The sequence below is a fragment of the Exiguobacterium abrahamii genome (assembly GCF_015645365.1).
In the GTDB taxonomy this organism is placed as follows: Bacteria; Bacillota; Bacilli; order Exiguobacteriales; family Exiguobacteriaceae; genus Exiguobacterium_A; species Exiguobacterium_A abrahamii.
Window position 1 is genome coordinate 852,858 of sequence record NZ_JADOYC010000001.1, and the last position, 24,876, is coordinate 877,733.

At 50.0% G+C, this 24,876-nt stretch carries 23 protein-coding genes and 1 pseudogene; 21 read left to right on the forward strand and 3 right to left on the reverse strand.

Going from position 1 to position 24,876, the window contains the following annotated elements; genetic code table 11:
• The first annotated feature begins 48 nt into the window (after positions 1-48).
• The 9 genes from ITJ88_RS04205 to ITJ88_RS04245 all read left to right on the forward strand — a co-directional run bounded on the left by ITJ88_RS04205 (position 49) and on the right by ITJ88_RS04245 (position 10,374).
• Positions 49-984 carry an aspartate carbamoyltransferase catalytic subunit gene (locus ITJ88_RS04205; RefSeq protein WP_195864736.1) on the forward strand — a complete coding sequence of 312 codons (936 nt, stop codon included), beginning with the start codon at positions 49-51 and terminating at the stop codon, positions 982-984.
• Positions 968-2,239 (forward strand): dihydroorotase, encoded by a 1,272-nt coding sequence (locus ITJ88_RS04210; protein WP_195864737.1) that lies wholly within the window; start codon positions 968-970, stop codon positions 2,237-2,239. The genes ITJ88_RS04205 and ITJ88_RS04210 overlap by 17 nt, the downstream gene beginning before the upstream one ends.
• On the forward strand, positions 2,232-3,320 hold the full coding sequence (locus ITJ88_RS04215) for a carbamoyl phosphate synthase small subunit (protein WP_195864738.1): 1,089 nt from the start codon (positions 2,232-2,234) through the stop codon (positions 3,318-3,320). The genes ITJ88_RS04210 and ITJ88_RS04215 overlap by 8 nt, the downstream gene beginning before the upstream one ends.
• Positions 3,313-6,522 carry a carbamoyl-phosphate synthase large subunit gene (gene carB / locus ITJ88_RS04220; protein ID WP_195864739.1) on the forward strand — a complete coding sequence of 1,070 codons (3,210 nt, stop codon included), beginning with the start codon at positions 3,313-3,315 and terminating at the stop codon, positions 6,520-6,522. Before ITJ88_RS04215 ends, carB begins: the two co-directional genes overlap by 8 nt.
• Positions 6,519-7,250 (forward strand): iron-sulfur cluster-binding protein, encoded by a 732-nt coding sequence (locus ITJ88_RS04225; protein WP_195864740.1) that lies wholly within the window; start codon positions 6,519-6,521, stop codon positions 7,248-7,250. Before carB ends, ITJ88_RS04225 begins: the two co-directional genes overlap by 4 nt.
• On the forward strand, positions 7,247-8,179 hold the full coding sequence (locus tag ITJ88_RS04230) for a dihydroorotate dehydrogenase (protein ID WP_195864741.1): 933 nt from the start codon (positions 7,247-7,249) through the stop codon (positions 8,177-8,179). The genes ITJ88_RS04225 and ITJ88_RS04230 overlap by 4 nt, the downstream gene beginning before the upstream one ends.
• A complete protein-coding gene (pyrF, locus tag ITJ88_RS04235; RefSeq protein ID WP_195864742.1) occupies positions 8,154-8,855 on the forward strand; it encodes an orotidine-5'-phosphate decarboxylase in 702 nt (233 codons plus the stop codon). Before ITJ88_RS04230 ends, pyrF begins: the two co-directional genes overlap by 26 nt.
• Entirely contained in the window at positions 8,849-9,484 is a 636-nt protein-coding gene (gene pyrE, locus ITJ88_RS04240) for an orotate phosphoribosyltransferase (RefSeq protein WP_195864743.1), read from the forward strand. Before pyrF ends, pyrE begins: the two co-directional genes overlap by 7 nt.
• Before the next feature lie 80 nt (positions 9,485-9,564).
• Positions 9,565-10,374, forward strand: coding sequence for a GNAT family N-acetyltransferase (locus tag ITJ88_RS04245; RefSeq protein ID WP_195864744.1), 810 nt, complete (start codon positions 9,565-9,567; stop codon positions 10,372-10,374).
• Between the two features lie 103 nt (positions 10,375-10,477).
• Here the strand turns inward: ITJ88_RS04245 and ITJ88_RS04250 are convergent, their stop codons facing one another.
• Entirely contained in the window at positions 10,478-11,449 is a 972-nt protein-coding gene (locus ITJ88_RS04250) for a zinc-binding dehydrogenase (RefSeq protein ID WP_195864745.1), read from the reverse strand.
• A gap of 2 nt (positions 11,450-11,451) precedes the next feature.
• Positions 11,452-11,943 (reverse strand): lactoylglutathione lyase family protein, encoded by a 492-nt coding sequence (locus tag ITJ88_RS04255; protein ID WP_195864746.1) that lies wholly within the window; start codon positions 11,941-11,943, stop codon positions 11,452-11,454.
• Between the two features lie 104 nt (positions 11,944-12,047).
• Here ITJ88_RS04255 and ITJ88_RS04260 point away from each other — a divergent pair, with 104 nt between their 5' ends.
• From ITJ88_RS04260 to ITJ88_RS04275, 4 genes are all read left to right on the forward strand, one after another.
• Positions 12,048-12,362: a winged helix-turn-helix transcriptional regulator gene (locus ITJ88_RS04260; protein WP_195864747.1), complete on the forward strand. Its 315-nt coding sequence runs from the start codon at positions 12,048-12,050 to the stop codon at positions 12,360-12,362.
• A 19-nt stretch (positions 12,363-12,381) separates the two neighbouring features.
• Positions 12,382-13,071, forward strand: a complete 690-nt coding sequence (locus tag ITJ88_RS04265) for a metal-dependent hydrolase (protein WP_195865510.1) — start codon at positions 12,382-12,384, stop codon at positions 13,069-13,071.
• A gap of 205 nt (positions 13,072-13,276) precedes the next feature.
• Positions 13,277-14,179, forward strand: a complete 903-nt coding sequence (locus ITJ88_RS04270) for a DUF4097 family beta strand repeat-containing protein (RefSeq protein WP_195864748.1) — start codon at positions 13,277-13,279, stop codon at positions 14,177-14,179.
• A complete protein-coding gene (locus tag ITJ88_RS04275; RefSeq protein WP_195864749.1) occupies positions 14,176-15,087 on the forward strand; it encodes an FUSC family protein in 912 nt (303 codons plus the stop codon). Before ITJ88_RS04270 ends, ITJ88_RS04275 begins: the two co-directional genes overlap by 4 nt.
• Before the next feature lie 63 nt (positions 15,088-15,150).
• Here the strand turns inward: ITJ88_RS04275 and ITJ88_RS04280 are convergent, their stop codons facing one another.
• Complete coding sequence (locus tag ITJ88_RS04280) at positions 15,151-16,842, reverse strand: Rqc2 family fibronectin-binding protein (RefSeq protein WP_195864750.1); 1,692 nt, start codon at positions 16,840-16,842, stop codon at positions 15,151-15,153.
• Between the two features lie 168 nt (positions 16,843-17,010).
• Between ITJ88_RS04280 and gmk the strand changes: the two genes are divergently transcribed.
• The 8 genes and pseudogenes from gmk to ITJ88_RS04315 all read left to right on the forward strand — a co-directional run bounded on the left by gmk (position 17,011) and on the right by ITJ88_RS04315 (position 24,874).
• Positions 17,011-17,628, forward strand: a complete 618-nt coding sequence (gene gmk / locus ITJ88_RS04285; protein ID WP_174316772.1) for a guanylate kinase — start codon at positions 17,011-17,013, stop codon at positions 17,626-17,628.
• Between the two features lies 1 nt (position 17,629).
• Positions 17,630-17,833, forward strand: coding sequence for a DNA-directed RNA polymerase subunit omega (rpoZ, locus tag ITJ88_RS04290; protein WP_029342114.1), 204 nt, complete (start codon positions 17,630-17,632; stop codon positions 17,831-17,833).
• 56 nt (positions 17,834-17,889) lie between these two features.
• Entirely contained in the window at positions 17,890-19,080 is a 1,191-nt protein-coding gene (gene coaBC, locus ITJ88_RS04295; protein ID WP_195864751.1) for a bifunctional phosphopantothenoylcysteine decarboxylase/phosphopantothenate--cysteine ligase CoaBC, read from the forward strand.
• Entirely contained in the window at positions 19,077-21,401 is a 2,325-nt protein-coding gene (gene priA, locus ITJ88_RS04300) for a primosomal protein N' (RefSeq protein WP_195864752.1), read from the forward strand. The genes coaBC and priA overlap by 4 nt, the downstream gene beginning before the upstream one ends.
• Positions 21,402-21,410: 9 nt before the next feature.
• Positions 21,411-21,800 (forward strand): annotated as a pseudogene (def, locus tag ITJ88_RS16450) (peptide deformylase); the annotation flags it as partial.
• A gap of 3 nt (positions 21,801-21,803) precedes the next feature.
• Positions 21,804-22,793 (forward strand): methionyl-tRNA formyltransferase, encoded by a 990-nt coding sequence (gene fmt / locus ITJ88_RS04305; protein ID WP_370567789.1) that lies wholly within the window; start codon positions 21,804-21,806, stop codon positions 22,791-22,793.
• The gene (rsmB, locus tag ITJ88_RS04310; RefSeq protein WP_195864754.1) at positions 22,790-24,121 is read left to right on the forward strand and encodes a 16S rRNA (cytosine(967)-C(5))-methyltransferase RsmB; all 1,332 of its coding nucleotides are present in this window, start codon (positions 22,790-22,792) and stop codon (positions 24,119-24,121) included. The genes fmt and rsmB overlap by 4 nt, the downstream gene beginning before the upstream one ends.
• An 18-nt stretch (positions 24,122-24,139) precedes the next feature.
• Positions 24,140-24,874, forward strand: coding sequence for a Stp1/IreP family PP2C-type Ser/Thr phosphatase (locus ITJ88_RS04315; RefSeq protein WP_029342109.1), 735 nt, complete (start codon positions 24,140-24,142; stop codon positions 24,872-24,874).
• Positions 24,875-24,876: the final 2 nt, after the last annotated feature.

The window sequence follows — 24,876 nt, forward strand, 5'->3', positions numbered from 1 at the left end:
TCACTTAGAAGGTGCGCCTTTTTCGTGATCTGAAGAGGAGTGAATGATATGAAGACGATTCTAAAAAACCGGCATTTCGTCAACCTAGAAAGTTTATCCACGACAGAAATTAATTCTTTGATTGAACGCAGTCTCGCTTTTAAACGAGGCGAGCCAGCACCAGATTTTTCGGATAAGACGCTCGTCAATCTGTTCTTTGAAAACTCGACTCGGACACGCTCTTCCTTTGAGATGGCAGAGCATCGTCTGAATATGCATCTACTGCCGTTCGAAACGGCGACTTCCTCCGTGCAAAAAGGAGAAACGTTACGCGATACATGCAAGACACTCGAAGTAATCGGCGCAGATGCTTTGGTCATTCGCCACGGAGCAACCGGATATTACGAAGAACTGATGCAGACGCTCGATATTCCGATCATCAATGCGGGAGACGGGAGCGGTCAACATCCGTCCCAGTCCTTACTCGATTTGATGACGATCGTCGAAACGTACGGAACGGTCGAAGGAAAAGTCGTCGTCATCTGTGGGGACTTACAACATAGTCGCGTTGCCCGATCGAACGCGGACATCTTAAAGCGACTCGGTGCCATCGTCTATGGATCAGGACCTATTGAGTGGTACGACCCTGCGATGGGCATACCGTATCTTTCGATGGATGAAGCCGTCGAGCAGTGCGACATCTTAATGTTACTGCGTGTCCAGCACGAACGGCATGACGGGACGACACGATTTGATCCAGCAGTCTACCACACAACGTACGGATTGACACATGAGCGGATGAACCGTCTGAAGCATTCCGCGATCGTGCTTCATCCGGCACCGGTCAATCGGGGAGTCGAGATTGCCGACGAACTGGTCGAACATCCGCGATCGCGGATCTTTGAACAGATGAAAAACGGTGTCTTTGCACGGATGGCGATTCTGGAATGGTGCTTTTCAACGAAATCAATCAAAGGAGACGATGCAGATGACAACACGAATTGAGAATGCGAGATGGTACGAGGCGGGACAAGTTCGAACGGGAGATATTCGGATTGAAGCCGGGAAAATCACGGATTTAGCAGCAACACCGCAAGCGAATGAAACGGTCATTGATGCGTCCGGCTTATTCGTTGCACCAGGATTCGTTGACATCCATGTCCACCTGCGGGAACCGGGTGGCGAACATAAGGAGACGATTGCGACCGGCACGGCAGCGGCGGCAGCGGGTGGATTCACGACGATCTGTCCGATGCCGAACACGCGCCCCGTACCAGACGATCGTCAAACACTTGATGCGTTGTTCCAAAAGATTGAAGAGACAGCGTCCGTTCGGGTTTTGCCTTACGCGGCGATTTCAAAAAATCAACTCGGACAAGAACTCGTCGCGTTCGACCAATTAACAGATGCTGTCGCCTTTACGGATGATGGTGTCGGCGTCCAGACGGCAGCAGTCATGCGGACAGCGATGCAACAAGCGGCACGGCTTGGGAAAACGATTGTTGCTCACTGCGAAGATGATTCGTTAAAAGCAGGATGTGTGCACGAGGGGAACTACAGTCGACGGGAAGGGCTACAAGGTATTCCGTCGCTTGCTGAGAGTATCCATATCGCACGTGATGTTCTGATCGCAGAAGAAACCGGCTGTCATTATCACGTCTGTCATGTCTCGACGAAAGAATCGGTCCGTGTCATCCGTGACGCGAAACGAGCAGGGATTCGGGTGACGGCAGAAGTCACACCGCACCATCTGGTGTTGATCGATGAAGACATACCGAATCAGGACCCGAACTTTAAAATGAATCCTCCCTTACGAAGTGAAGCAGATCGCCAAGCATTGCTCGAGGGGTTAGCGGACGGAACGATTGATTGCATCGCGACCGATCATGCTCCCCATGCGGCAGAAGAGAAGGCACTCGGTATCGAACGCGCCCCGTTCGGCATCACAGGGTTCGAGACGGCCTTCCCACTCCTCTATACGAAGCTCGTCGCTGAAGGAGAGATGCGACTTGAGACACTGATCCGGAATTTAACGGATAAGGCAGCAGCCATCTTTGAACTTCCTTACGGGAGACTCGAAGTGGGAGCGGAAGCAGATCTGGTTTTGCTTGATCTAGAAACGGAGCGTACCGTATCACCGGAACGATTCCGCTCAAAAGGCAAGAACACACCGTTCGCAGGAGAACGGTTAAAAGGATTCCCGGTCATGACGCTCGTCAAGGGAGAAATCGTATTCAAGGAGGACACAGCACATGCGTAAACGGACACTGATACTAGAAGATGGGATGACGTTTGAAGGAACAGCATTTGGCTCAGATAAGACAACAACAGGAGAGGTCGTCTTCCAGACCGGAATGACAGGGTATCAGGAAATGCTATCGGATCCATCTTACTGCGATCAGATGATCGTGTTGACGAACCCGTTGATCGGAAACTACGGGATTAACCGAGAAGACTATGAGACGACGCGTCCGCTCGCTAAAGCACTGATCGTACGTGAACATTGTCAGACGCCGTCGAACTTCCGGAGTGAGATGTCACTCGATGCAGCACTTCAAGATCTTAATATTCCAGGATTAAGTGGAATCGATACGCGCCAATTGACACGGCATATCCGTTCGAAAGGGGTCATGCGCGGACGACTCGTTGACGGTGAGTTCGATTTAGCAGCAGAACTGGTTCATCTTCAAAACGTACCTATCGAGACGGATCAAGTCAAGCGAGCTTCAACGGAACGAGCGTACATCATACCGGGTGCTGGACCGCGGATCGTTCTCGTCGATTTCGGTGCGAAGCTCGGAATCGTCCGCGAACTCGTCAAACGCGGCTGTGAAGTCGTCGTCGTGCCCTACGACGTCAGTGCAACGGAAGTCTTACGCTATCGTCCGGACGGTGTAATGCTATCGAACGGACCAGGGAATCCAAAGGATGTCCCAACGGCGATTCCGATGATTCAAGAATTGACGGGAAAAGTCGTCATCTTCGGCATCTGTCTCGGTCATCAGTTGATTGCACTAGCGCACGGGGCGGATACGTTCAAGCTCCCATTCGGTCACCGAGGGGCGAATCATCCAGTCCAAGATATCCGGACAGGTCGCGTCGATATCACGTCGCAAAACCACGGGTATGCCGTTGACGAACAGTCCTTACGCGATACCGTGCTTGAAGTGACGCATCTTGCGATCAACGACGGAACGGTCGAAGGAATCCGTCATACGACAGCAGCAGTCTTCTCCGTCCAGTACCATCCGGAAGCATCACCTGGTCCAATGGATGCGAACGGTCTATTCCAACAGTTTTTAGAAGAAATCACGAAACAACAGGAGGTCTCTCATGCCTAAACGTCAAGATATCCAGAAAATTCTCGTTATCGGGTCCGGTCCTATCGTGATCGGACAAGCAGCTGAATTCGACTACGCTGGAACACAAGCGTGTCAAGCCTTGAAGGAAGAAGGATATGAAGTCATCCTCGTCAACTCGAACCCAGCAACGATCATGACGGATCCAACGGTCGCTGATCGTGTCTACATCGAGCCCCTCCAAGCAGAGTTCGTCTCACGGATCATCCGCAAGGAACGTCCGGATGCCTTGCTTGCGACACTCGGAGGTCAAACGGGTCTGAACTTGGCTGTCGAACTGGATCGTCTCGGTGTCCTTGCTGAGTATGGTGTCGAGTTACTCGGTACGAAATTGTCAGCAATCGAAGAGGCAGAAGATCGTGATTTGTTCCGTCAACTGATGTTTAAACGAGGGCATGGTGTGCCGGACAGTGAAATCGTGCATACGCTCGAAGAGGCACAACAATTCCGGCAACAGATCGGTCTACCGATCATCATCCGTCCGGCATATACGCTTGGGGGAACGGGCGGCGGAATCGCCAACACACCAGAAGAGTTCATGCGAATCGTCGAAGGGGGACTCAAGGCAAGTCCGGCAACACAGGTACTTCTTGAAAAATCAATTGCCGGGATGAAGGAAGTCGAGTTCGAAGTCATGCGCGATGCGACGAATCAGGCGATCATCGTCTGTGCAATGGAAAACTTCGATCCCGTCGGTGTTCATACAGGAGACTCGATCGTCTTTGCCCCGACCCAAACGCTATCGGATCGCGATTATCAATTGCTACGAAACGTCTCGCTCGATATCATCCGTGCACTCGGAATCGAAGGTGGATGTAACATCCAGTTCGCACTGGATCCGACGAGCTTCGACTACTATGTCATCGAAGTCAACCCACGTGTCTCACGCTCGTCTGCACTCGCGTCAAAAGCGACGGGTTACCCAATTGCAAAACTAGCTGCGAAGATTGCCGTCGGGTATGCCTTATCTGAATTAAAGAACCCGATCACCGAGACGAGTTTTGCTTCCTTCGAACCGGCACTCGATTATGTCGTCGCCAAGATTCCACGCTGGCCGTTCGATAAATTCGAAACGGCAGACCGGACGCTCGGTACACAGATGAAAGCAACTGGTGAGGTCATGGCAATGGGACGGACGATGGAAGAGGCTTTACTGAAAGCCGTTCGTTCACTCGAGATTGGTACAGCGGATCTGTATATGCCACGCTTCATCGAAATGGCAGATGATGCCTTACAACAAGCGATTCGCCAAGCGACCGACGATCGACTCTTCGCCTTGTACGCGGGCTTCGTTCGCGGTTACAGCGTCGAACAGATTCATGACTGGACGGCGATTGATCGCCTGTTCCTCGAGAAGTTGCACCATATTTGGCAGCTCGAGCAATCGGTCGCAGCTGGTTTGACACCTGAACTACTCCTGCATGTGAAGCGGTATGGATTCAGTGACCCGATGCTCGCCCGGATCACCGGACAAACGGAAACGGAGATTCGCCGGATGCGTGAAGCACAAGCGATTCACCCGGTCTATAAGATGGTCGATACGTGTGCGGCAGAGTTCGCGTCCGATACACCGTACTACTACGGAACATACGAACGCGAAAATGAAGCGATTGCGACGAACCGTTCTTCGATTCTCGTCTTAGGATCAGGTCCGATCCGGATTGGTCAAGGCGTCGAGTTCGATTACGCGACAGTCCATTCGATTCAAGCGATTCGTCAAGCCGGCTACGAAGCAATCATCGTCAACAACAATCCGGAAACGGTGTCGACCGACTTCTCGATTTCCGATCGGCTCTACTTTGAACCACTGACGATGGAGGATGTCCTGGAAGTCATCCGAAACGAACGTCCACTCGGTGTCATCGTCCAGTTCGGTGGACAGACAGCGATCAACTTAGCCGAGTCATTAGCAGCAGAAGGTGTGAAAATCCTCGGGACATCGCTTGAGGATCTTGACCGGGCTGAGGACCGGAAACAGTTCGAAGCAGCATTGACGGCGCTCGACATTCCACAGCCACCGGGTAAAACGGCCGTGACAGTCGAAGAAGCGGTCACGGCAGCAGCGTCACTCGGTTACCCGGTTCTCGTACGTCCATCGTACGTCCTCGGCGGTCGGGCAATGGAAATCGTCTATGCTCAAGAAGAACTGGAACATTATATGAAATACGCCGTCATCGCCTCACCGGAACGACCGGTCCTCGTTGACCGCTATCTGACAGGAATCGAACTCGAGGTCGACGCGATCTGCGACGGAACGGATGTCGTCATTCCAGGCATCATGGAGCACATCGAACGTGCCGGTGTTCACTCGGGTGACTCGATTGGTGTCTATCCGCCACAACGTGTCTCCCAAGACATCAAGGACCGGATCGTCGACTACACGACACGGATTGCGAAAGCATTCGGCATCAAAGGCTTACTCAACATCCAGTTCGTCTACGCGGACGGCGCTCTCTATGTCCTTGAAGTCAATCCGCGTGCCAGCCGGACGGTGCCATTCATCTCGAAAGTGACGGGACTTCCGGTCGCGCGTCTCGCAACGGATATCATTCTCGGTGAGACACTCGCTTCTTATGGGTTAACAAGTGGTGTGCTACCGGAAGAACCACTCGTCTCAGTCAAAGTGCCGGTCTTCTCATTTGCGAAGCTTAAAGAAGTTGATCCGACACTCGGACCAGAAATGAAATCGACTGGTGAAGTCATCGGAACGGACCGGACACTTGAAAAAGCACTTTATAAAGGGTTACTCGCATCAGGAATGGCGATTCCAGAGCACGGTCGTGTCCTCTTGACGGTCGCAGATCCAGATAAAGCAGAAATGACGGATCTTGCACGACGCTTTGCCTCACTTGGATTCACGTTACTCGCAACGGAAGGAACGGCAGCCTACTTGACGGAGCAAGGATTACCAGTCCAGACGGTCGGCAAAATCGACTCGTCTTCCGAATCGATGCTCGACGTGATTGAAAAAGGGGAGATCGAATACGTCATCAATACGATGAGTCGGGACTCACAAGTCACGAAAGATGGCTTCATCATTCGCCGGGCAGCAGCCGAGAATCAAGTCATCTGTCTGACATCACTCGATACGGCGGAAGCAATTTTACGCGTCATCGAAAGTCGCTCGTTCGAAGCGAGTGCAATCCAAGCTTTCACACACGAAAAGAAAGTGGTGATCCAATGAAGCAACTCTTGACGGTCGTCTCTCGACGAATGGTAGCTCAGGGTGCGACAGAACTCGTCTGTCGCCTCGAGCAACCTCAGGACATCGCGCCAGGGCGATTCATGCATCTTCGCGTCGGGCCACTCTTACGCCGACCGATCTCGATTGCCCGGGTCGACCATGATTTGATCACGTTTCTTTTTAAAGAAATTGGACAAGGAACAGCAGAACTGGCTTCTTTGCGTCCGGATGATACGATCGATGCCCTCGGACCGCTTGGAAACGGGTTTCCGATTGCTGCTATCCATCCAACTCAACGCGTCGTCCTCGTTGGTGGGGGGATCGGTGTCCCACCGCTGTATGAGACGATGCGCCAACTTGTCGCCCGGGGCGTGACATGTGAAGCGATTCTAGGATTTGATACGGCAACAAGTGTTTTTTACGAAGCGGAATTCCAAGCACTCGGTAAGACGACGGTCACGACCGTCGATGGAACGCATGGCACGACAGGATTCGTCACGGCAGCCTTACGTCCAGAAAGCTACGACGTTCTACTCGCCTGCGGACCGGAACCGATGTTGCGAACGTTACAGCAACAACCGATCGAACATAAGTATCTGTCAATCGAAAACCGAATGGGATGCGGGATCGGAGCATGCTTTGCCTGTGTCTGTCAAACACCGACGGGCGGATACGTCAAGACGTGTTCCGATGGTCCAGTCTTTCGGGCAGAGGAGGTCGTATTATGACGGAACGATTGCGTGTCGAGTTGCCGGGACTCTCTTTAAAAAATCCGATCATGCCGGCATCCGGATGTTTTGGATTCGGTGAGGAATATGCGAAGTTGTATGATTTATCAGAGCTTGGGGCGATCATGATTAAAGCAGCGACGGGGGAAGAACGTTACGGGAACCCGACGCCGCGTGTCGCAGAGAGTGGGATGGGGATGTTGAATGCAATCGGTCTCCAAAACCCGGGTGTCGATGGCATCCTAACGAATAAATTGCCTTTTCTCGAGACGTTCGGTACGGCAATCATCGCCAATGTCGCGGGTTCGACACCGGAAGAATATGAGCTCGTCGCAGAGAAAATGAGTCAGCATCCTGGCATTCATGCACTGGAATTAAATATTTCCTGTCCGAACGTCAAATCGGGCGGAATCCAGTTCGGAACGGATCCGTTGCTTGCCGCTGAGTTGACCCGACGTGTCAAACGAGTCTCGACTAAACCGGTCTACGTCAAACTATCACCGAACGTCACCTCGATCGTCGAGATGGCGCGTGCCGTCGAAGCCGCTGGTGCAGATGGTCTGACGATGATCAACACACTAGTTGGGATGCGAATCGATGTCCGGACGGGGCAACCGATCCTTGCGAACCGTATCGGTGGATTATCAGGTCCGTCGATCAAACCGGTCGCGATTCGGATGATTCATGATGTCGCGCAAGTCGTCTCGATCCCGATCATCGGCATGGGTGGCGTGATGGAGGTCGATGATGTCCTCGAAATGATTTACGCCGGGGCTTCGGCCGTTGCCGTTGGTACCGCAAACTTCGTCAATCCATACATCTGTCAAGAATTGATTCAGCAGTTACCAGAACGGATGGACGAACTTGGCATCGATCATATTTTAGACATCAGGGGGAAAGCATATGAATCAACTTTACATCGCGCTTGATTTTCCAACCGAAGCAGAAGTCTTTTCGTTTCTCGAACGGTTCGAAGAGACACGACCTGCCCTGAAAATCGGGATGGAATTGTTTTATGCAGCAGGCGGAACTTTCGTCCGAAAACTCGTCGAGCGTGGACACGCGGTATTCCTCGATGTCAAAGTCCACGACATTCCAGAAACGGCACGCCGGACGATGCGCATCATCGGACAATTAGGCGTCGGACTGACGAACGTCCATGTTGCTGGTGGAAAAGAGATGATGATCGCGGCGCGAGAAGGACTGCGTGAGACGAACGCCGAGACACAACTGATTGGCGTGACTCAGTTGACATCGACGGATGAAGCGATGTTACGCGATTTAAAGATTGAAGGAGCGATGCCGGCAGTCGTTCGTGAATATGCGCAACTCGCAGAAGCAGCAGGACTAGATGGTATCGTCTGTTCAGCACTCGATCTTCCGGAATTAGTTCCAGCCTGTCGGACAGATTTTCGGTTCGTCACACCCGGCATTCGTCCGACGAACAGTCAAGCGGATGATCAAAAGCGGGTCGCGACCGTTCTTGATGCTCGTCAAAATGGAGCGTCGGATTTAGTGATCGGTCGTCCGATTACGCGTGCTGAACATCCAGAACAGGTCTATCAGATGTTACTTGAACAATGGAAGGGGCAATTCTCATGGTAAATCCAATCGCTAGTGCGTTACTCCGTATTGAAGCCGTCACCTTATCGCCAAACGATCCATACACATGGGCAAGTGGACTCCGGTCACCAATCTATTGTGATAATCGGTTGACGCTGTCGTACCCGGAAGTTCGTTCCTTGATTGCAAATGCACTCGCTGAGAAAGTGAAGGGACTTGCAGTCGATGTGATTGCTGGAACCGCTACGGCAGGTATTCCGCATGCAGCATTCGTCGCGGAACGACTTGGATTACCGATGGTCTACGTGCGTAGTGGCAACAAGAAACACGGTAAAGGGAATCAAATCGAAGGTGTCATTCAACCTGGACAACGTGTCGTCGTCATCGAAGATTTATTATCGACGGGGATGTCTGCAATCGAAGCGGCGGAAGCCTTGCAAGCGAAGGGAGCAGATGTCATTCGCATTCAAGCGATCTTCTCGTACGGAATGGAGCGCTTGTCAAATAATCTCCGCGACGCAAAGATTGAAGCGGATGCATTACTGACGTTCGAAGCGTTACTCGAAACCGCACATCAACAAGGCGATATTACTATAGAAGAGCAAAAACAGTTGGCGGATTGGTCGAAAGATCCAGTCGCTTGGAGCGAACATTTTACAGCGAACGTCTAAAATCGATAGATTCCGTCGGACGACCTACGATTTCTAGTGAATGTTTTGGTACACTAGAAAAATAAAGGAGGTCGTCGACTATGGTGACGCATTATCGTGATTATGAACAGTTCAAAAAGGTCGTCCTCCCGTTTTTGCTTGAACGTCCGGATACCCATCAGTTGATTCTTGGCATATTAGAACGTGGGGATGAACCGCTTTTGATGGCAACGGCACAAGAAGGCGATCATCGTCTCGTCATATTGCAAACGATACCGGAGCAAGCCATCGTCGCAGGCGATGTGTTCTCAAAAGAGGGAATCCGAAAGCTTGCCAGAATTTTGGATAGCCCAGGATTTGTCGGAGAACAGGCCATCTTAGCGCCACTGTTACTCCCACATTCCATGTATGAGGTACATATGGAACAAGGGATGTATGCACTGACGAAGGTCGAAATGCCACAGGTTCCGAAAAATGTCGTCTTCCGAACGACTTCGGACGATGAAAGACAACAAGCCTTAGCGTTTGCGTCCGGATTTTTATATGAAGTTGAAACACGACCTTCTGAGCGACAGCTTACGCAACTCCATCAGTCGATGACGCGACATATCCAGCAAGGAAGCTTGTTCGGACTGTTTCGTGGAGATGTGCTTGTCGCGATGGCGGCAGCGACACGTCCGACGCAAACGGGGATTACGATTTCTTACGTCTATACGCCGAAAGAACTGCGTGGAAATGGGTATGCCTCTTATCTCGTCGCCAAACTATCTGAACATTTATTACAGTCTTATCCGGTCGTGACGCTCTACACTGATTGGTCGAATCAAACAGCGAATAAGATCTATCAGCATGTCGGTTTCGAGCTAGTCGGACGATCCTTACATATCAAGAAACAAGACCGCTACCGGTAAGTATCGAGTTTCTTGTTTCGATGTCTAGACATTGATATGCACAACAACAGCCGATCATCCTGTTATCTAAGGACGATCGGCTGTTTCATGTCAAACTGAGAAATCAATTGAATGTAGCGATGATTTTACCACGGACGTGGCGTTCAGATAAACGTTGTAATCCTTTGACGATGTCAGCTGCTGGAATCTGTTCTGTAACGAGTGGATCGAGTTCTTTCGTTGCGACGAGTTTTAATAATTCGCTTGCCATATGACCGAGGTTTCGGATCGCACGGTCATCTTCGCTGGCATAAGCAGCCGCGAGTGCCACTTCATGGATCGAAGGGGAGAGCGTGAACGGCTTGATGACCGACTGATCGGGACCACCGGCGATGAATGCGAGTTGCCCCGAGAAGGCAAGACGTCCGAGATCCGCTGTTGCTTCATCTCGACCGACCGTATTGAAAATCAAGTCAGCACCGCGACCGTTCGTCCAATCGCGAATGACATCCGTGACATTTTCTTTTTTGTAGTCGATGGCAAGATCGGCGCCGAGTCGCTTGACCCACTCATGGTTTTCTGTCGAAGCAGTCGTTGCGACTGAGAGACCAAGGCGTTTTGCGAGTTGAATGCCGATGCCACCGACACCACCTGCACCAGCATGAATGAGGATCGTTTCTTTCCCTGTCGTGTTCATCTTCTGAACGATGGCTTCATAGGCAGTCATGCCTGCGCAAAGAATCGCAGCGGCTTCAGCGAATGAGACGTCTTCCGGAATCAGGGCGAGGGCACGTGTATCGACGAGTGCATATTCAGCAAAAGCACCATCGCGTTGCAGATTCGTATGAATCGCTACACGATCGCCGATTTTTACTTCTGCGCCGGGTCCGATTTGTTCGACGACACCAGCTAGATCGACGCCTGGAATATGCGGGAACGTCCAAGCTGGATTGTTGGTCGCCTTATAGTCGACGGGATTCAGTGCGACAGTCTTGACGCGAATCAAGGCTTGACCTTCTCCTGGCGTCGGTGTTGCGACTTCTTCGAATGTCCATTGATCAATGGCTGTACCTGAGTGATTTAACCATGCTTTCATGTTTAATACGCTCCTTCCGAATACGTGAGTTCATACGAGTGAGAGTAGATTTCGACGAGGTTACCGAATGGATCCTCACAGTAGACCATTCGATACGGCTTGTCTCCCGGATAGTATTCGCGGATTGGCATCCGTTGTTTGCCACCGTGGGCGACGATTTTTTCGACGAGACCTTCGACGTCTGGATCTTGGATCGCATAATGGAAGATACCTGTTTTCCAGAATTCGAAGTTGTTCTCGGGCTGTTCATTGTTCGGGAACTCGAACAACTCGATGCCGATGCGGTCACCCGTCGCCAAGTGGGCAATCCGGAACTTGTTCCATCCTGCACCAAAGACATCCGTACACATAACACCAATGGCAGAGTCATCTTCGAGGACATCAGATGGTTCCATGATGATATACCAACCCATCACCTCTTGATAAAAACGGACGGCTTCGTCGAGATTCGGTACGGAAAGACCGATGTGCGAAAAATTACGTGGATACGTCATGCTTAACACTCCTTTTGCAAAATGATTTACGCATACTCTAACTTACGCTACACTCGATTGCATAGTACGCACTTTGAAGTAACTACTCTGGAGGAGAGAACAACATGTCGACAGAACAATTTCCGGTCAATCGGGCGCTCGCCATCATCGGCGGAAAATGGCGTCCACAATTATATTGCACGTTAGAGAACGGTCCGAAACGTTTTTTAGAGTTACAACGTGCCATTCCCGGGATTTCTCGGAAAGTCTTGACGGATCAATTAAAAGAACTCGAACGTCTCGGAATGATTGAACGGATTGAGTATGATGAAGCCGTCTTACATGTCGAATACAAATTGACAGAAGCAGCATTTACACTGCAACCTGCCATGAAAGGTTTATGTGCATGGGGGGAAGGGAATGAATTATCCGAATCCTAAACGAGAGGCAGTGACATTCATGAAATTGACTTATCACGGACAATCGACAGTAACAATCGAGACGAACGGGCATCATCTCGTCATCGATCCATTCTTTAGCGGTAACGATAAAGCGACGACGAATCCCGATGACGTCAAAGCGGATTTCATTCTTTTAACGCATGCGCATGCCGATCATATGCTTGATGCAGAGCGAATCGCGAAAGCGACGGGAGCGACAATCATCGCTACGCATGAGTTGGCGACGTATCTGAGTTTCAAAGGACTCAACGTTCACCCGATGAACCTCGGCGGACAATTTGAATTCCCATTTGGTAAAGTGAAGATGACACAGGCATTCCATTCATCAAGTATCATCGATGAAGAGAAACAAACGATTACGTATATGGGGATGCCAGCTGGATTCTTGCTGACGATCGAAGGAAAGGAAATCTATCATGCAGGCGATACGGCACTGTTCGGGGATTTAGCCCTTTATGGCGCTCATCACGAAATCGATTTAGCCTTCTTACCGATCGGTGATAACTTCACGATGGGTCCGGATGATGCGTTGATCGCTGCAGATATGTTGCAAGCGAAAGCCGTCGTACCAATCCACTACGATACATTTGATTTAATCAAACAAGATGCGAACGCATTCTGTGAAAAGATTGAAGCACAAGGTCAAACGGGTCATCCGCTCGCGATCGGCGAGTCACTCGAATTATAATCCGTTCTTAATCACAGGAGAGGAAACGTCAATGTTCCTCTCCTTTTTGTTGATTATTCTTCTGGAATGTCAGCGGTTCATCCGATGACGCTTCCTTCTTCCGCCCGATGGCGAAACGGTGAACTTCTTCTATGATAAGAAGGGGGCTGTTGACAGCCGATTCAGATATTCGGAATAATGGTAGACATGAGATGGAGGGGCTGACATGGAAGAGCATAATAGTAGGAGTGTGCGGAAACGAAAACAATCGTCGTTCACACGCTTAAAAAATAAACAAAAACAAAAGATGGATGCACGGTTGAACCGGATTGGAGAAAAAGGACCAGTGAAGCGACCGCTTTATTTATACGGTGGTGTCATTCTCGGACTTGTCGTCATCTATTCGATCACATTGCTCGTCTCAACGGAATTGTTATCGCGCGGCGAGTCATTCAAAACGACGAATCGCTATAAATCTCTCGCCATCGAGGCACCGCACGCAACGGTACAATTCGTTCGAAGCACAGACGGAAACGTCCAAATCAAACTCGTCGATAGTGCGTCGAGTGGGAAGCGACTGAAAATCAGTACATCGACGAATACGGTGACGGTGACAGGACGAGATGGTTGGCTGTCTCGACTTGGCAATCGTCCGAGCGAAAAAACAGCAGATTACACGATTCAAGTGGGACTACCAAGTTATATGAACCGTGTCGATGTCGATGCCGGTACATTGAAAGGAATGGGCATCTACGCAAAAACGATCGAGATGGACGGAGAAGCGATGAGTCTCGATAAAGTAAAAGGTGATGAGATTACACTGAATGCAACACGTGCGATTTCTGTCAAGGAAATGGACGCCGTCCATGCGCAGGTGACAGGCGAGAGTGTCTCGCTGGCAGACTATATGGCGAAGTTGAGTCTTGACGTTACGACGATTGACGGCGCGACGAAGCTAAAACCAAATAAATCAGCCGGTACGATTACGATCGACACGGGAGGCGATATTAAAGCCTCTGACCGATATACGAAACAAAAGAATAAGGATGAGACGATTTATGAACTGTCGAAACAAGAAAAACCGGAAGTGACAGTCAATAGTGAAGTCGGGCAGGTGACGCTCGAGTGAAATTAAAGTTTCGGATTGGACTTCGAACGATTAAGACCGGCATCGCGGTAGCTCTTGCGCTCAGCATCTCTTGGTATGTCTTTGGTATTTATTCAGGAATGGGGGCTGTCGCGGCAATCGTTGCGATGCAACCGACGATTCATCGCTCATTTAAAATCGTCTTCAATCGGATTTTCGGAACGGTACTTGGACTAATGTGTGGACTCGCCATCGTTGCGACGCTTGGCGCAAATCCACTGACGATCGGACTTGCCGTCGTCGTCTCGCTTGTCCTCAATTCGATGATTGGACGAACGGATATGTCGACGTTTGCAGCATTTGCGATCGTCTTGATGTTCGAGAGCCCGACCGCTGACTACGTCCACTATGCCTTATCACGGTCGTTGTTGACCGTCGTCGGTGTGTTATCTGCCGTCCTCGTCAATTACATCGTCTTCCCGCCACATTATGAAGACCGCTTACTATTACTCGTCAAAAAAACGACGCAACAACTGATGGAGGACTGGCGGAGTCTTGTACAAGATGACGCACGTCTGCTTGCTGTCCGCAAACAGATCCTCAAACATGAAGAGATGATGTTGATGCTCCAAGAAGATCAAAAGTATCCCTTGATGGCAAGTGGACAAAGTGAAGCGTTCATTCGACTGAAGGAGCTTGTCGATCTTGAAGACAAGTTGCTCGTCTTGCTTGAAAGTATTGCCAGTCATCGGGATATCCCGATGACGGAGGAACAGGAAAAGACGCTCGGTCAGGAAATTGATTTCTTACTCAGCCATCATTACGATGTCATCTTCTCCCACGAACGAAAACAGGCGATGTTCTCATTCGATCAAGAATTAAGCGAGGCGAAGGATATCATTCATGGGCATTTGCTCGATTACCGGGAACAATTAGAAAAAATGAAGTGAAGATGAAAAAGCGCTGTTTCTCCTAAGTAACATTTAGGAAAAACAGCGCTTTTTTGTGTAGCGTCATTGACGCAAGGACTGGACGACATCTGGATCAGGTGTGACATATAGCGTCGTTTGATCCGTGTAGATGACGAATCCGGGCTTTGCACCACTTGGTTTTTTGACATATCGTAGTTCCGTGAAGTCGACCGGGACTTGGCTTGACTCACGTGCTTTCGAGAAATAAGCCGCGACGATCGCTGCTTCCTTCAACGTCGTCTCGTCCGGTGCATCACTTTGAATGATGACGTGCGATCCCGGGATATCCTTCGTGTGTAACCATGTATCAGACCGGCGTCCGAACTTGAACGTCGCGTAATCATTTTGTTTATTGTTTTTTCCGACGAAGAATGGAAGACCAGTCGAAGAACGGTATTCTTCGAGTTGTGGAAGCTGCGGTTTCTTTTTCTTCTTTTGTCGTTCGCGCAGATAACCTTCTTCGACGAGTTCCTCGCGCATTTCCCGGATATCTTCCGGGGATGCGACATCTAGTTGCGCAAGTAAGCCTTCGAAGTACGCAATCTCAGCCTGGTTCTTTTCGAGCTGACGCGCGACTTCGACTTTGGCGGTTTTTAATTTGTTATACCGTTTGTAATAACGTTGCGCGTTCTCATTCGGTGAAAAGCGGGGATCAAGCGAAATCGTGATTTCGGCACCATCTGGATCATAGTAATCGACGACGGTCGCTTCCTTCATCCCGCGTTCGAGCTGATACAGATAGGTCGTCAGCAGTTCCCCTTTATGTTTCCATTCATCCATTCGTAACGTCGCTTCTAAATCTTTTTCGAGTTTCGAGCGTTTTAGAATATTTTTATCATATTCACTCTTGATGAACCGTTCGAGATCGGCTGCTTGTTGTTTGACGCGATCGCGGTTCGCCTTTTGATGGAAGAAGGCATCGAGAACTTGACCACTCGTCTCGAAAGTCTTCTCATCGATGATGGATCCTTCCGTTAGTCGGACCGGTGCAAAGCGTTCCTTCCCGCCATCCATCCGTTGTAAGACATAAGGACCATCGAGTTCCTTCAGGACTTCTTGAAAGGCAGACGCGAGAGTAGTCCGGTTGGCTAGACCTGCCCGCGAGACGATTTCTTTTGCGATTTGCGGGGACAGACCACTGAACAGACCAAGTAACTGGCGATCGAGCTTCCCAGCGTTCCAGTCAATCCGGTGAAGCGCCTTTTCGATATCTCCCGTGAGCGGATCGACTTTATCCTGTGCCGGTGGAAGTTGGTATGTCATCCCTGGCATGATCGTCCGGAAGGTATTTTGACTGAGTGGTAAGTGTTTGATCGCATCGAGGATCTTATCTTGTCCATCGGTCAAAATGATGTTCGAGTGACGTCCCATCAATTCGATATAGATTTTTTTCGCTTCCTCATCGCCAAGTTCGTTCCGGGAGCGGACGCGCAAGACGATGATCCGGTCGCGTTCGAGTTGTTCGATTGATTCGATGAACCCGCCTTCGACATGTTTGCGGAGCATCATACAGAAGAGTGGGGGTTCACTCGGGTTGCTGACCGTTTCCGACGTAATGTGCATCCGTGCATACATGGCATTCGCAGAGGCGAGCAATAATACGTTTTTTCGCTCGGCCCGGACCTGGAATACTAAATCCAATGTGTACGGTTGGTATACCTTATTGATCCGTCCTCCGACGAGCGGTTGGAGTTCTTCGACGACGCGTGTCGTCATCAATCCGTCAAAAGCCATACGATTACCTTCTTTCTTGATTTCGTTCTCACTTTCTAAAGGTAACAGAAATGGCATCGTTATGGTATGATAAAGCAGTCGAGCTAAAAAAGATGACTTGCGAACTTCCCGTCTCTACTGCTAATATGAAACAATGTGAAGTTTGTGAGATGGAGGGGTTTTGAAGTGATTTTCAAAGAGCGTGGCTTATTACTCGTATTATCAGGTCCAAGTGGTGTCGGAAAGGGAACGGTCTGTCGTGCTTTGCGCGAAGATCAGGATAACGATCTGCATTACTCGGTATCCTGTACGACGCGCCAACCGCGTGAAGGAGAAGTAGATGGTGTCCACTATTTCTTTAAATCGCGTGAAGAATTTGAAGAGATGATTGCGAACAATCAACTCTTGGAATATGCTGAATTCGTAGGGAATTATTATGGAACGCCTGTCGAATGGGTGAACCAGATCCTAGATGAAGGAAAAGACGTCATTCTCGAAATCGAAGTTCAAGGGGCCATGCAGGTCAAAGAACATTTTCCGGAAGCTGTCTTCTTATTCCTTGCACCTCCAAGCCTCCAAGAATTGCGGAACCGCCTCGTAGGGCGTGGAACGGAATCGGAGGAAGTCATCAAGCAACGTCTTCTCGTCGCTAAGGAAGAGATTGAGATGATGGATGCGTATGACTATGTCGTGACGAACGACGAAATTCATAAAGCCTGTGATCGAATTCAAGCGATCGTCACAGCGGAACATTGCAGTCGGGAACGTGTCGCGTCCCTATATAAAAAAGCCATGGAGGTTAAGTGATATGTTATATCCATCAGTTGATAAGCTTCAAAAGAAAGTACCATCGAAATATACGATCGTTACAGTTGCCGCTAAGCGTGCACGTCAAATCCAAGACGGGAAACGCGTGAAAGTCACGAACCCAAAATCGCATAAACCGGTCGGGAAAGCTTTAGAAGAGCTTTATTTCGAAGAAGTATCCGTCACGAACCAACCGCAAGACTAATTTTGAAGCAGCCACTTGTCATCGTGGCTGTTTTTTTCAATAAGGAGGACACCTACATGTTAACCAACCGAAACATTCTACTGTGTGTCGGCGGTGGAATCGCTTCCTATAAATCAGCAGCACTCGCTTCAAAACTTGTTCAAGCAGGCGCGCACGTCCAAGTCGCGATGACGCGTAATGCGCAACAATTCGTTGGTAAGACGACGTTTGAAGCACTGACGCGAAAAGCGGTCTATGATGACGTCTTCATCGAGCATGATCCGTCAAAAATCGCCCATATCGATTTAGCGGACGAAGCGGACTTGATCATCGTCGCACCAGCGACCGCGAACTTGATTGCTAAACTCGCACACGGGATCGCAGATGACTTCATTACGACGACAATTCTCGCAGCGACATGTCCCGTCATCGTCGCACCGGCGATGAACGTCAATATGCTCGAACATCCGGCGACTGTCCGCAATATTGAACAACTCAAGCAGGATGGTGTCCAGGTGATTGCACCGGGAGTCGGAAATCTCGCATGTGGTTGGGTCGGAAAAGGTCGTTTACCGGAACCAGAAGATTTGGTCGCAACACTCTCAACGTTCTTTGAAGAAAAATATCTAGCCGGACGAAAAGTCTTGATCAGTGCAGGACCCACAGTAGAACGGATTGACCCTGTTCGTTATTTGACAAATGATTCTTCAGGGAAAACTGGAATTGCGCTCGCAGAGGCGGCACGAGATGCAGGAGCCGATGTCACGCTCGTCCATGGTCCCCTTCGGATCGGATTACCGACCGGGATAGCGACGATTGCCGTCGAGTCGGGAGAAGAAATGCTTGAAGCCATGTTACGTGACTATGAGACGCAAGACATCGTCATCATGTCTGCTGCTGTAGCTGACTATCGACCGTCTGTCCAATACGAGCAAAAGCAAAAGAAAATTCATGGACCATTACGGATTGAACTCGAGGAGACGACGGATATCCTGAAGACACTCGGTGAGCAGAAACAACATCAGCTATTAGTTGGATTTGCAGCGGAGACGACGGACGTCGAGACGTTCGCGAAACAGAAACTCGCCCGAAAGAAAGCGGATTTCATCGTCGCGAATGATGTTTCACGTTCTGATATTGGATTCGTCAGCGCCGAAAACGAGGTCGTCGTCTTCGGGAAGAATGATTCTGTCACGCGATACGATCAACAATTGAAATCGACGCTCGCTAAAGCGCTCATGCGCCAATTCGCGGAGGCATTGGCATGATAGCCGAAGTCATCGTCGATGTCGCAGCAGCAACCGTCGATCGTCCGTTTGATTATGCCGTGCCGGAACTTTGGCAGGAGCTGATCGTTCCCGGGATGCGCGTCGAGGTACCATTTGGTCCACGTGCGTTGCTTGGCATCGTCGTCGGAACGAAAGCCACCTCTGATCTGACGAACGTCAAATCAATCGTTCGTGTCTTAGATGAGACGCCGACCTATACACAGGAATTACTTGAGTTATCAGCGTATCTATCAGAAACGACCTTGTGTTTTCAGGCGACGGCGTTGCTTGCGATGCTGCCGGCTGCCTTAAAGGTGAGTTATGATAAACTGGTCATAGTCGAGTCGGGCCCACTTCGGGCATATCATGGTAAGAAAATGAGTCAATTACCAACGGAAGTCCAACAAATCATCTTAACAGCAGCGAAACACGCTGACGTGACGCTTCAACCGGTCATTCGCGAGAAAAAGACGTCTAAGACTGATAAACGGATTCTTCTCCTCGAGGAGCAAGCAACCTTTACAAAACAAGCGAGCCAACAAGCGGCACTGTATGCGTATATCCAAGAATTTCCGAATGCGTTGTGGAGTGAAATCAAGCAGGCGACAGGTGCAACGAGCGCAACATTGAACGCCCTTGAGAAAAAGGGCATCATTGAAGTCGAGACGATCGATGTGCGGCGTAATCCTTACGAGCATCTCGTCCAAGACATTTTTGTGCCGTCCTCTTTGACGGAAAAGCAACAGGAAGCCGTTTCAGCGATAACAGCTGAAGCGGAGACGGGAACGTTCTTGTTACATGGCGTAACAGGAAGCGGTAAGACGGAAGTCTATCTTGAATCGATTCATGCCCAACTTGAACGCGGTAGACAAGCGATCTTGCTCGTCCCAGAAATCAGTCTGACACCGATGATGGTCAAACGGTTCAAACGTCGTTTCGGAGAACGGGTCGCTGTCTTGCATAGCGGTCTATCGCTCGGAGAAAAGTATGATGAGTGGCGTAAAATCGAACAAGGTGAAGTCGATGTCGTCGTCGGTGCACGATCCGCCGTTTTTGCACCGCTGACGAATATCGGAATCATCATTCTCGATGAAGAACATGAAACAACCTATAAACAAGAAGAGAATCCGCGCTATCATACGCGTGATGTCGCAAAATGGCGTGCAGCCTATCATCGGTGTCCCGTCGTGCTCGGAAGTGCGACGCCGTTACTCGAGACATATGCACGAGCACAAAAAGGGGTCTATCGTTACTTACCGCTTCGCGAACGATTCGGTGGAGAACTGCCTCCGGTCGACATCGTTGATATGCGTAAGGAACTTGAACGGGGCAATCGGACGCCGTTCAGCCTCGCGCTCATCGAAGGCATCAAAGAACGAATCGAGCGTGGGGAACAGACGGTATTACTTTTAAACCGTCGTGGGTACACGACATTCGTCTTATGTCGGGATTGCGGGGAAACGTTACAATGTCCGCATTGTGCCGTCAATTTAACGTATCATCAACATGAAGATCGCTTAAAGTGCCACTATTGTGGATTCGAGGCAGCGATGCCGAAAACTTGTCCGTCCTGTGAATCGACGAAGATCCGTCAGTTCGGAACGGGGACACAAAAGATTGAGGAAGAGTTGGCGCATTTGATTCCGGAAGCGCGCATTATCCGGATGGATCAGGATACGACGTCTCGTAAAGGAGCACACGAGAAGTTACTCGATGCCTTCGAGCGTAAGGAAGGAAACATTCTACTCGGAACACAGATGATCGCAAAAGGTCTCGATTTTCCAAATGTCACGCTCGTAGGGGTGCTCGCTGCCGATGCGACGCTTGGTATTCCGGATTTTCGGGCAAGTGAGCGAACGTTTCAGTTGATCACGCAAGTGTCGGGTCGTGCCGGGCGGGGGCAACTCGCCGGACAGTCGATCATCCAGACCTATAATCCGGAACACTACGTCATTCAGACGGCAAAACAGCATGATTTCGAAACGTTCTATAAGCGGGAGATGCAGTTGCGCAAACTCGGGGGACACCCTCCATTTTGGTTCCTTGGTCTGATTACGGTCTCGGCGACACATCCACTCGAAGCACAAGCCGAAGCGCAACAGATCGCTTCCGAGCTGCGGGCTTTCGAATCGGAGAACTTAGTCGTCAATGGACCGTTCGATGCGCCACTTGCTCGACTGAAAAATATGTACCGACAACAGGTCTTAATTAAACATAAAGGGCAGGAAGATGTCCGGACACATCTCCGTGATATCTTAGCCCGTCGTCAAAAGTCAAAAACACAAGTCGCGATCGACTTGAATCCATTTGTATTCATGTGAGGTGTCTGTATGTATAAAGTAGTAGAAGTACCCAACGATGTATTACGACAGGTGTGTGAACCTGTCACGAAGTTCGATAAAAAACTTGGTAAGATGATCGACCGGATGTTCGATACGATGTACGAATATGATGGTGTCGGCTTAGCGGCACCGCAAATCAATCAACCGATTCGTGTTGCCGTCGTTCATACGGATGATGAGACAGGACCGATCGAGCTGATCAATCCGGAAATCATCGAAGCCGATGGTTCACAGATCGATGACGAAGGATGCCTCAGCATGCCTGGCATCTTCGGTCCTGTCGAACGGTTCGACCGCATCGTCGTCAAGTCGCAGGATCGTCTCGGACGGACGGTCAAAATCAAGGCAAACGGCTTTTTTGCACGTGCCATCCAGCATGAGATGGATCATTTAGACGGTGTCCTGTTTACGGATAAACTCGTCGAGCAAGAAAAACCGCGCGTCGTCTTCATGGGGACGCCTGAGTTTGCGGCAGGAACACTGCGTGAAGTGATCGATGCCGGGTATGACGTCGTCGGTGTCGTCTCACAACCAGATAAGCCGGTCGGACGAAAACGGGAAGTCAAACCGACACCAGTGAAACTCGTCGCGATGGAACACGATATTCCTGTGTTGCAACCGAAACGGATTCGCGAGGATTATCAAGATGTTCTCGATTTAAAACCAGATCTCATCATCACGGCAGCTTACGGTCAGATCGTACCGACGGTGATTTTGGAAGCACCACGTTTTGGGGCGATCAACGTCCATGCGTCACTCTTGCCGAAATATCGTGGCGGTGCACCGATTCATCAAGCGATCATCGATGGTGAAAAAGAGACGGGCGTGACGATCATGTATATGGTCGATCGACTTGACGCGGGTGATATGTTGTCAAAAATCATTGTTCCGATCGAAGAAAACGATACAGTCGGAACGATGTTTGAAAAATTAGCGGACGCAGGAGCGCGTCTGTTGCTTGAAACCTTACCGCGTCTGTTCGCAGGTGAATTGACACCGGAAGCACAAGTCGAGGCAGAAGCGACGTTTGCACCGAATATCTCACGTGAACGGGAACGGCTTGATTTTACGTTACCGGGTGAGACACTTTATAATCAAATCCGAGGAATGAATCCTTTCCCGAGCACGTATACGATGCTCGGTGATGACCGATTGAAAGTCTTTTTCGCGACGAAAGTCAAAGGAACGGGACGACCGGGTGAAATCATTGCTTTAGAAGCGGATGGCCCCGTCATCGCGACAGGTTCGGAAACAGCGTTGAAGCTGATCGACTTACAGCCGTCCGGAAAAAAACGGATGGATGGTGCCACGTTCATGCGCGGAATCGGTCAATCGCTTGAACTCGGACAACAAGTAGGTGAGAACGCATGAACGTACGCGACGCAGCAGTAACGACACTGATGAAAATTGGTCAAGGTGGTGCCTTCTCGACGATCACGGTCCACCAGATGCTTGAAAAGCGTGCTATCTCAGCAACGGATGTCGGTCTGTTCACGGAACTCGTCTACGGGACGCTCAGTCGTGAATTGACACTGGATTATATTTTGGAGCCGTATCTAGCAAAACAGAAAAAACTTGACCCATTCATGCGTCCGTTGTTACGGATGAGTGTGTATCAATTGTTTTATCTTGATCGTGTACCGGATCATGCCGTCATCCATGAAGCTGTCGAGATTGCTAAAAAACGTGGGAAAGTCCACGTCTCGAAAGTCGTCAACGGAGTACTCCGGAATGTATTACGGGCGGGGATGCCTCACTTCGCTGAGATTGAGCCTGTTGCAAAACGAATCAGCATCGAAACGAGTCATCCGCAGTGGCTCGTCGAACGCTGGATTGAACTGTTTGGTCCGGAAGAAACGCTTCAAATCTGTCAATTGAATAACACACCTGCACCGGTCACGGTTCGCATCAATCGGACGAAGACGACGCGGGAGGAAGCGATCGAGCTTCTACTCGACCAAGGTGTGACGGCAAAACCATCTACGGTCGCGCCAGACGGTCTCGAAATCGAACGAGGAAGCGTTCAAAAAACGGACTTGATTGACCGTGGGTATCTTTCTCTGCAGGATGAGAGCTCAATGCTCGTCGCTCGTGCACTTGGTGCAGAAGCATCTGATCATGTTCTCGACAGCTGTGCCGCACCTGGTGGGAAAGCGATGCACATTGCTGAAGGTTTGACGACGGGAACACTACAGGCACTTGATCTTCATCCACATAAGATTAAATTGATTGAACAGCAAGCGACACGATTAGGTCTTACGACTGTTCAAGCAGAAGCGTTAGATGCCCGTAAAGCAGGAGACCGCTTTGAAGTAGAATCGTTTGATCGGATTCTTGTCGACGCACCTTGTTCAGGACTCGGTGTCATTCGGAGAAAACCAGATATCAAATGGACGAAACGCCCGGAACAACTCGAGCAACTCCCGAAAATTCAACGAGATATTCTGACATCTGTCTTACCACTCGTGAAAAAGGGTGGAACCTTTGTCTATTCGACTTGTACGATTGATCCGACCGAGAACGAAGACCAGACAGCGTTCATTCTCGATCAAGGATTTGAATTTGACACATCCTTTGCGGCACGGATGCCGGAATCCGTGCGACATCTGATCGGGGATCGAGCAGAACTCAAGTTGTTACCGACGACAGTCGGAACGGACGGCTTCTATATTGCCGCGTTTAAAAAACGAGAAGATTGACACGAACGGAGGACTGTCATGGAGTTAGCTCACCTTTCGACTACTGGGAAAGTCAGGACTAAAAATGAGGATACGGTATTACTCGTCGGGAACGCTGAACGTGGTCTTGCCGTCGTTGCGGACGGTATGGGAGGTCATGCTGCTGGCGATATCGCAAGTGCGATCGTTCGCGAGGTATTCGAAGCATCCTTTTCACTCATGCCAAATCGTCCGATGGAATTGTCTGAATGGATAGAACAACGTGTAGCCGAGGCAAATGCCCGGATTCTTCAGTTTTCAAAAGAAGAGCAACTTGCAATCGTCGGAACGACCATTGCCTGCGTATGCTGGGTCGAGGATTTGCTCGTCATCGGTCATGTTGGAGATAGTAGGGTCTATGCCCTTGAAGGTACGGCGTTAAAACAATTGACGGATGATCATTCTTACGTCAACATGTTACGACAAATGGGGGAACTTTCGGATGAGGAAGTCGAAAATCATCCTCGTAAGAATGTCATCACACGGTCGGTCGGCTCGAACGAAACGGTCGAAGTCGACATTCAAGTCAGAGATGCTCCAGACTATGACCTCGTCCTCGTCTGTAGTGACGGGTTGACCGATGAAGTGCCAGATGATGTCATCGAACAGATCATCTTACAGGATGAGCCGCTTGATGAGATCGTCGGACGATTGGTGAAAGAAGCGAATGCTCGAGGAGGCGCGGATAATATTACGATTGCCGCCATCCGGTTCAAAGAAAGAAAGAGGGTCTGAAT